Origin of the sequence: Arthrobacter sp. ZBG10 (assembly GCF_001238605.1) — a bacterium.
Lineage (GTDB): Bacteria > Actinomycetota > Actinomycetes > Actinomycetales > Micrococcaceae > Arthrobacter.
Genome location: NZ_LFQH01000087.1, coordinates 1 through 8,485, shown reverse-complemented (window position 1 = coordinate 8,485; position 8,485 = coordinate 1). Strand labels below are relative to the sequence as shown.

Below are 8,485 nucleotides of genomic sequence, written 5' to 3'. Positions count from 1 at the left end.
ACCCAGGCCGCCGAAAACCCGGCCGGCGCAACACCGGAAATCAACGGCACAGACGGCACCGCACCCTTCAAGGAGACCCAGCGATGAAATGGTTGGAACTGCTGACAGTCGGCGGGGCAACCCTGGTTTCCGCCGTCACCGTGGTGGTGCTCTATTCGCTGGGCGTCCGGCTCACAGCCATCGCCGGTGACTCCGAGCAGGCCTCACCGGGCATCAAACGGGCCCTGGCCTACGCCTGCTTCGGCCTCTGCGGGCTTGCAGTTCTCTTTGGGCTGTACCTGATCATCCCGTACTTCTCGGCCTGAGCACCCGCACTCTGGGAACTGCGCCCACGCTTGGCTAGGCTGGCCCCATGGCACGGATCCAGTACTTTGTCGCAGCATCCCTCGACGGCTTTATCGCCACACCCACCGACGACCTCGCCTGGCTGCTGCAGTTCGACGGGTTCGAGGGCGGCGCTGAAAGCTACGACGCGTTTATGGCCGGGGTGGGGTGCATCGTTATGGGCGGCAGCACCTACGAATGGCTGATCGAACACGAACCGGACACGTGGCCGTACCCGGATACACCCAGCTACGTCTTCACCCGGCATGAACACCGCGCCCAGCAGGGGGCGGACATCACGTTTGTCCGCGGCGACGTGGCGGAGTTCATCGATGACTTCCGCGGCGCCGCAGGCGGGGCAAACATCTGGGTGGTGGGCGGCGGAAACCTGGCAGCCCAGTTCGCTGCCGCAGGCCTGCTGGACGAGATCATCCTGTCGGTCATCCCGGTGGTGCTGGGGGACGGGAAGCGCCTGCTCCCACTGCAGGGCCCGACGCCGGTCCTTGAGTTGAGCGGTTCGCGCACCATGGGGCGCGGGATTGTTGAGCTCCGCTACTCTCTGCGGGCCGCTCCGGAGGGTGTGGCCGGTTAGGCCCGGCCGCCGTTGTTGTCCCTGATCATGTTGGTGATCCGGGCGGTGGAGAGCCGGCGTCCGGCCTCGTCCGTCATCACGATTTCATGCGTTGCCAGGGTCCGGCCCAGGTGGATGGCGGTGCAGGTTCCCGTCACCAAGCCGGTGGCGATGGAGCGGTGATGTGTGGCGTTGACCTCAATTCCCACTGCATGCCGGCCGGGACCGGCATGGATCCCTGCGGAAAAGGATCCCAAAGTCTCTGCCAGGACCACGTGCGCCCCGCCGTGCAGGATCCCTGCAACCTGGGTGTTGCCGGCCACGGGCATGGTGGCCACCGTGCGTTCCGGGCTCATTTCGAGGAACCGGATCTCCATTTTCACCACCAGGGCGCCGATGCCGAAGCTGCCAAGCCAACCATGCAGGTGTTCGGGAATACCGGCGGCCGTCAGTTCAGCGGTGAACGGTCCGGGCGTGAAATTGTCCATCATGGCAACTAGGCTGGCACCTGTGAGTGAAACAACCAAACCGGCCCCCTTCCCGTCCCAGGTCCTCGAGCGCGACCCTGCCCCCACGGACCAGGTACCGCCTCCGGCCGCTGGAACGGTTTCGGCCACTGACGCCCCCGTTGTGCCGCTGACGGGCCAGCCCCGGCTGCTGGTCCTGGACGGTCACTCCATGGCGTTCCGCGCCTTCTTCGCACTGCCGGCGGACAAGTTCTCCACCGCCCACGGCCAGCACACAAACGCCATCCACGGCTTCACCTCCATGCTGATCAACCTGATCAAGGAACAGAAGCCCACCCATATCGCCGTGGCGTTCGACGTCTCCGACGAAACCACCCACCGCAAGGCCGAGTACAGCGAATACAAGGGCGGCCGCAACGAGACCCCCCGCGAGATGAGCGGCCAGATCGACCTCATCGGCCAGGTCATGGAGGCCTGGGGCATCAAAACCATCAAGATGCCCGGCTTCGAAGCGGACGACATCCTGGCCACCCTCGCCGCGATGGGCGACAAAGCCGGGTATGAGGTACTGCTGGTCTCCGGCGACCGGGATGCGTTCCAGCTCATCACAGACAACGTTTTTGTGCTGTACCCGAAGAAGGGCGTCAGCGACATTCCCCGGATGGATGCGGCCGCCATCCAGGAAAAGTACTTCGTCACCCCCGCCGAGTACTCGGACCTGGCCGCGCTGGTGGGGGAGACCGCGGACAACCTGCCCGGCGTGCCCGGCGTCGGGCCCAAAACTGCCGCCAAATGGATCAACCTCTATGGCGGGCTCGAAGGCGTGCTGGCCAACATCGACGCCATCGGCGGCAAGGTGGGCGACGCCCTGCGCGAGCATGTGGACTCCGTCAAGCGGAACCGCAAGCTCAACAGACTGCACACGGACCTGGAACTGCCGGTCACGCTCGACGAGCTGTACGAACCGCGGCCGGACCAGGCAGCGCTGGAAAACCTGTTTGATGAGCTGGAGTTCAAGACCATCCGGACCCGCCTCTTCGCACTGTACGGCGAAGCTGACACTCCCGCGGCCGAGCGGGAAAGCATCCCCACCCCGGAGTACATCACGCCAACCGACGCCGCAGGGCTCTCGGAATTCTTTGCCGCCGGTACCGGCCAGCGGTCCGCCGTTGCGGTGGACCTCATCCCGGGGCGCGTCGGCGAGGACGCAGCCGCGGTGGCCATTGTCCGCGAGGGCGGCGCAGCCTACATCTCCCTGGAGGGGCAGGACGCCGAAGCTGAAAACATCCTGGCCGCCTGGCTGCGCAACCCGGCGGAACCCAAGGTCCTGCACGGCTTCAAGGCAGCGCTCAAGGCCCTGACGGCGAGAGGACTGGAACTGGAAGGCGTTGTGGACGACACCTCGATCTCCGGATACCTGCTGGAACCCGACCGCCGGACCTACGAACTCGCGGAACTGGCCCAGCACCACCTGAACGTGGGCCTCCCCGGGGCCACGGCGAAGGCCGGCCAACTGGAGCTTTCCTTCGACGGGGACGACACCGCCGCGGCAGACGCACTGGTCCAGGCGGCCGCCGTCGTGCGTTCCCTGAGCAGCTTCTTCGAAGCCGAACTGAAGGAACGCCAGTCCGAGGAACTGCTCTCCACGCTGGAACTGCCGGTCAGCCGGGTGCTGGCGGACATGGAGCTGGCAGGAATCGGGATCGACCTGGAGCGGATGGAAGACCAGATGGCCGACCTCGCCCGGGTGATCGACCACGCCCAGGAACAGGCGTTCGCGGCGATCGGCCATGAGGTCAACCTGGGCTCGCCCAAGCAGCTGCAGACCGTTCTGTTTGAGGAACTCGAACTGCCCAAGACCAAAAAGATCAAGTCCGGCTACACCACGGATGCCGCGTCCCTGAAGAACCTGCTGGAGAAAACGGGCCACGAGTTCCTGGTGCAGCTGATGGCGCACCGTGAGTCCGCGAAGCTCCGCCAGATGATCGAATCGCTGAAGAAGTCCGTGGCCGCGGACGGCCGGATCCACACCACGTACGCGCAGAACGTAGCCGCCACGGGCCGGATCTCCTCCAACAACCCCAACCTGCAGAACATCCCCATCCGCAGCGAGGAAGGCCGCCGGGTCCGGGGCATCTTTGTGGTCAGTGAAGGCTACGAATGCCTGCTGTCGGCCGACTACTCGCAGATCGAGATGCGCATCATGGCGCACCTGTCGGGTGACGCCGGCCTCATCCAGGCCTACAAGGACGGCGAGGACCTGCATCGGTTTGTGGGCTCCAACATCTTCCACGTGCCCACGGAGGAAGTCACCAGCGCCATGCGCTCCAAGGTCAAGGCCATGTCCTACGGCCTCGCCTATGGCCTGACCTCGTTCGGTCTGTCCAAGCAACTGGAAATCTCGGTTGATGAGGCCCGCACCCTCATGAAGGACTACTTCGACCGGTTCGGCGCCGTGCGTGACTACCTGCGCGGCGTGGTGGAACAGGCCCGGATCGACGGCTATACGGCCACCATTGAAGGCCGGCGGCGCTACCTGCCGGACCTCACCAGCACCGACCGGCAGGCGCGCGAAAACGCCGAACGGATCGCCCTCAACAGCCCCATCCAGGGTTCCGCCGCGGACATCATCAAGCGCGCCATGCTGGGCGTCCACGCCGAGCTCAAGGCGCAGGGGCTGAAGTCCCGGATGCTGCTGCAGGTCCACGATGAACTGGTGCTGGAAGTGGCTGCCGGTGAACAGGACGCCGTGGAACGGCTGGTCACGGAACAGATGGCAGCCGCCGCGGACCTCACGGTGCCCCTGGAAGTGCAGATCGGCGTAGGACCCAGCTGGTACGACGCCGGCCACTGACGCAGGTGCTGGTCAGGCGCCGGATTCATTGGTTAGGCTCGGAATCGTGAGTAATTCGAGTGATAACTATGAGATCCGGCGCTTCCCGGCGGCAACCGAGGGCAGCGAGGGGTTCGACCAGTCCCTGGCGTGGTCCCGGGCAGTGGCGTTCGGGTTCCATGATGAGGCCAGGACAACGGAGCACATCACCGGCACCCTGGCCATCAAGGTGGCGGACCAGCCGGAGTACACCGGGGTCTACCAGGTCGGGGATGTGCCGGCGTCGTCCCTGCCGGCGGAAGTTCCGGTGGCGACGTTTGGCACCTTCCGGAAGACCCTGAACATCGGGTTCGGCAGGACGTTGCCCAGCCACCTCATCACCGCCGTCACGGTGCGCACCACACACCGCCGCCGTGGCCTGCTGCGGCGCATGATGGCTGAGGACCTGCGCCTGGCCAAGGACAGCGGAGTCTCCATGGCCGCGCTGACAGCCTCCGAGGGCACCATTTACGGGCGCTTCGGGTTCGGCGTGGCCAGTTTTGAGCGCAGCGTCAAGGTGGACACCACTGCCCGTTTCAGCCTGGCCCACCAGGCCACCGGGACTGTGGAGATCGCCGATCCCCGGAAGCTGCTGGACCTTGCCCCGGAAGTTTTTGAACAGGTTCACCGGCTGTTGCCGGGGTCTGTGGGCCGGCACGAGTGGTACCGGCATATGGTGTCCGGGGCCCGGGGCCGGGACGGCAAGGAAGATGCGGCCATCAAGGTGGCCCTCCATTACGGGCCTGCCGGCGCCGTGGACGGCTACGTCTCCTACAAGTTCCTGGGTTGGGAGAAAGAGCCCTACACGGTGGAAGTAGTGGACTTCCTCGCGGCCAGCGACGACGCCTACCTGGAGCTGTGGCAGTTCCTCGGCGCCATCGACCTGGTGGAACGGGTCACGTGGGACGAGGCGCCGTTGGACGACCCGCTCACCTGGGCCCTCGCGGATCCCCGCTGCATCGATGCCTCGGACGTCCGGGACATGCTGTGGCTTCGGATCCTCGACGTTCCGGCCGCCCTCACCGCGCGCCATTACCCGGTGGACGGACGGCTGGTCATTAACGTCGGTGACCCGCTTGGCCTGGCCGGCGGAACATTCGCCGTTACAGTGGAAGGCGGACAGGCCGACGTCGAACGCCTTGCCGAGGAAACGCCCGCCGACCTGGACCTTGACGTCTCTGTCCTGTCATCGATTTACCTCGGCGCGGTCAGCCCGGTTACGCTGGCGGCGGCTGGGCGGATCCGGGAACACACGCAGGGTGCGGCGCTCCAGGCACGGGGGATGTTTGCGGTTGAGCGTTCCACGCACTGCCTGACCCACTTCTAGGAGCCCCTGCCTTCACAAAGGAACATCCTTGGGGGATCACCGTGCACCGGCGCTGGCCGGCCGGCGGGAATTGTTGGTTGGCTTGGCAGTGGGTGTGGCGGCCGCCGCGGCGTCGTGTTCGGCGCCCTGGCAGCCCGGGCCGGGCAATCCGGCCGGCCCGGCGGACCGGCAACCGGATCCCGGAGGGCACCCTGGTCAGGCCCGGCACGGCGCTGCCGGTGCTGCCGAGCCTGGCCATGCCGTGCCGGAGGAAGCTTCTCCGGCGCCGGCGCCGCCGTCCGCGCCCGCTTTTGTGCCGCCCACCAAGGAGCAACTGGTGGCGGAATTCGCCGGCCGCCATCCCAACGAGTGGGGCCTGGCGGTCACCGGCGTGGTGACACAGTCCGCGGCACAGCCGGTGGTGCTGACCCTGGACGCCTGCGGTGGACCCGGCGGCGCGGGGGTGGACCAGGAACTGCTGGGGCTGCTCCGGCAACTCGCCGTGCCAGCGACCCTGTTCGTCAATGCCCGTTGGGTCCAGGCGAACCTTGGCCTGGCAACTGAACTTGGCCACGACCCGCTGTTTGAGCTGGCAAACCACGGCTGGGCACACAGGCCCTTGTCCGTCGTCGGCAAATCCGCGTACCGGATCCCCGGCACCGGATCCGTCGCGGAGGCTTATGACGAACTCACGGGCTGCCTGGAGCTGCTGCGGGCAGCGTCGGGAGTGGAGCCGCGGTTTTTCCGGTCCGGCACCGCCCATCTTGATGAGGTGGCCGCCGGGATGACGCGCAGGTTGGGGATGCTGCCGGTGAACTTCAGCGTTAATGCCGACGGCGGCGCCACCCTGGGACCCGGGGCTGTGGCTGCTGCCCTTGCCGGGGTCCGGCCGGGGGACATCGTCATTGCGCACTTCAACAAGCCCGGCAGCGGCACCGGCCCGGGTTTCCGCCGTGCACTGCCGCAACTCCTGGCCGGCGGAACCACGTTTGCCCGCCTTGGGGACGTACTACCGCCGCTTTGACCCGGCTGTTGAGCTGCGACTAGAATAAACGGGCGTGTGTTACGTGTGCGTAATTTTTTTCCGCACGTTTAATCCCGCAGTCAGGATGACCCGGCAATCCGCCGTGCTCTGCCTCCAGGTCAATACCCGGAAGTGGTGGTCGCCTGATCAACTTACTATCCACAACGGAGCCCCTACTACATGACCATCACCTCCACCGAGAAGCCCGGTACCCCCGTAGTCGCAATTAACGACATCGGTACCGCTGAGGACTTCCTCGCAGCTGTCGACGCGACCATCAAGTACTTCAACGACGGAGACCTCGTCGAAGGTACCGTCGTTAAGGTCGACCGCGACGAAGTTCTGCTCGACATCGGTTACAAAACCGAAGGTGTCATCCCCTCCCGCGAGCTTTCCATCAAGCACGACGTTGATCCCGGAGACGTTGTCTCCGTTGGCGATCAGGTCGAAGCCCTGGTGCTCACCAAGGAAGACAAAGAAGGCCGCCTGATCCTCTCCAAGAAGCGCGCTCAGTACGAGCGTGCCTGGGGCGACATCGAGAAGGTCAAGGAAGAAGACGGTGTCGTCACCGGTACCGTCATCGAGGTTGTCAAGGGTGGTCTTATCCTCGACATCGGTCTGCGCGGCTTCCTGCCCGCATCCCTCGTCGAGATGCGCCGTGTGCGCGACCTGGCTCCGTACATCGGTCAGCAGATCGAAGCCAAGATCATCGAGCTGGACAAGAACCGCAACAACGTGGTCCTGTCCCGCCGTGCATGGCTCGAGCAGACCCAGTCCGAGGTTCGCTCCACGTTCCTCAACAAGCTGGAAAAGGGCCAGGTTCGTCCCGGCGTCGTTTCCTCCATCGTCAACTTCGGTGCATTCGTGGACTTGGGCGGCGTAGACGGCCTCGTTCACGTTTCCGAGCTGTCCTGGAAGCACATCGACCACCCGTCCGAGGTTGTCGAAGTTGGCCAGGAAGTCACCGTCGAGGTTCTCGAAGTCGACCTGGACCGCGAGCGTGTTTCCCTGTCGCTCAAGGCTACGCAGGAAGATCCGTGGCAGACCTTCGCCCGCACCCACGCCCTGGGCCAGGTTGTGCCGGGTAAGGTCACCAAGCTGGTTCCGTTCGGTGCGTTTGTCCGCGTCGAAGACGGCATCGAAGGCCTGGTCCACATCTCCGAGCTCGCCGTGCGCCACGTTGAGCTGGCCGAGCAGGTTGTCTCCGTTGGTGACGAACTGTTCGTCAAGGTCATCGACATCGACCTGGAACGCCGCCGCATCTCGCTGTCCCTCAAGCAGGCCAACGAGGGCGTCGACGCCGACAGCACCGAATTCGATCCGGCTCTCTACGGCATGGCCGCTGAGTACGACGAAGAGGGCAACTACAAGTACCCCGAGGGCTTCGATCCGGAGTCCAACGAGTGGCTTGAAGGCTACGAGAACCAGCGCGCCGCCTGGGAGCAGCAGTACGCTGACGCCCAGACCCGTTGGGAAGCCCACAAGAAGCAGGTTACCCAGCACGCCGCCGACGACGCTGCAGCAGCAACGTCCGGTGACAGCGATTCCGGCACCACCAGCTACTCCTCGGAGCCGGCTGCAGAGTCCAACGCCGGCGCAGGTACCCTTGCATCCGACGAGGCACTCGCCGCACTGCGCGAAAAGCTCACCGGCAACTAGTTGCCACCGGCGCCAGCTAACGGCGCCAACACAACAGGCCTTCACCTCTGGTGGGGGCCTGTTGTGTTTAACACTTGGCCAGGTCTCGGGGTATCCAGCTTGCGGCTCCCTGCGGGAGCGGCGTACCCGGTTTCGTCCCGCGGATTCGTTGGAGCCGGCGCCGCTTAAGTTGTCGGAGCAATGAGGGTGTACCCGCTCTGGGCATGGCCTCGATGGTGCGCGGCCCCGGTGTCAGCGATGTTCCTGGTGGTGGGGGTGCGGT

Annotated in this window: 7 protein-coding genes; 6 read left to right on the top strand and 1 reads right to left on the bottom strand. The window is 65.4% G+C overall.

The features are described from left to right. The first annotated feature begins 83 nt into the window (after nucleotides 1–83). Nucleotides 84–305: a hypothetical protein gene (locus ACU18_RS17840; RefSeq protein WP_050687819.1), complete on the top strand. Its 222-nt coding sequence runs from the start codon at nucleotides 84–86 to the stop codon at nucleotides 303–305. 47 nt (nucleotides 306–352) lie between these two features. Continuing rightward, complete coding sequence (locus ACU18_RS17835) at nucleotides 353–916, top strand: dihydrofolate reductase family protein (protein WP_050687818.1); 564 nt, start codon at nucleotides 353–355, stop codon at nucleotides 914–916. On the opposite strand, the gene ACU18_RS17830 is transcribed toward ACU18_RS17835, so the two are convergent. Continuing rightward, a complete protein-coding gene (locus tag ACU18_RS17830; protein WP_050687817.1) occupies nucleotides 913–1,386 on the bottom strand; it encodes a hotdog fold thioesterase in 474 nt (157 codons plus the stop codon). The two genes, ACU18_RS17835 and ACU18_RS17830, sit on opposite strands and share 4 nt — an antisense overlap. A gap of 187 nt (nucleotides 1,387–1,573) precedes the next feature. Here ACU18_RS17830 and polA point away from each other — a divergent pair, with 187 nt between their 5' ends. The 4 genes from polA (at nucleotide 1,574) to rpsA (ending at nucleotide 8,223) form a co-directional block, all read left to right on the top strand. Further along, entirely contained in the window at nucleotides 1,574–4,216 is a 2,643-nt protein-coding gene (gene polA, locus ACU18_RS17825) for a DNA polymerase I (protein ID WP_050687820.1), read from the top strand. A gap of 46 nt (nucleotides 4,217–4,262) precedes the next feature. Further along, on the top strand, nucleotides 4,263–5,561 hold the full coding sequence (locus tag ACU18_RS17820; RefSeq protein WP_050687816.1) for a GNAT family N-acetyltransferase: 1,299 nt from the start codon (nucleotides 4,263–4,265) through the stop codon (nucleotides 5,559–5,561). Between the two features lie 28 nt (nucleotides 5,562–5,589). Continuing rightward, a complete protein-coding gene (locus ACU18_RS17815) occupies nucleotides 5,590–6,564 on the top strand; it encodes a polysaccharide deacetylase family protein (protein ID WP_050687815.1) in 975 nt (324 codons plus the stop codon). Nucleotides 6,565–6,744: 180 nt separating this feature from the next. After that, the gene (rpsA, locus tag ACU18_RS17810) at nucleotides 6,745–8,223 is read left to right on the top strand and encodes a 30S ribosomal protein S1 (RefSeq protein ID WP_050687814.1); all 1,479 of its coding nucleotides are present in this window, start codon (nucleotides 6,745–6,747) and stop codon (nucleotides 8,221–8,223) included. Nucleotides 8,224–8,485 lie beyond the last annotated feature (262 nt).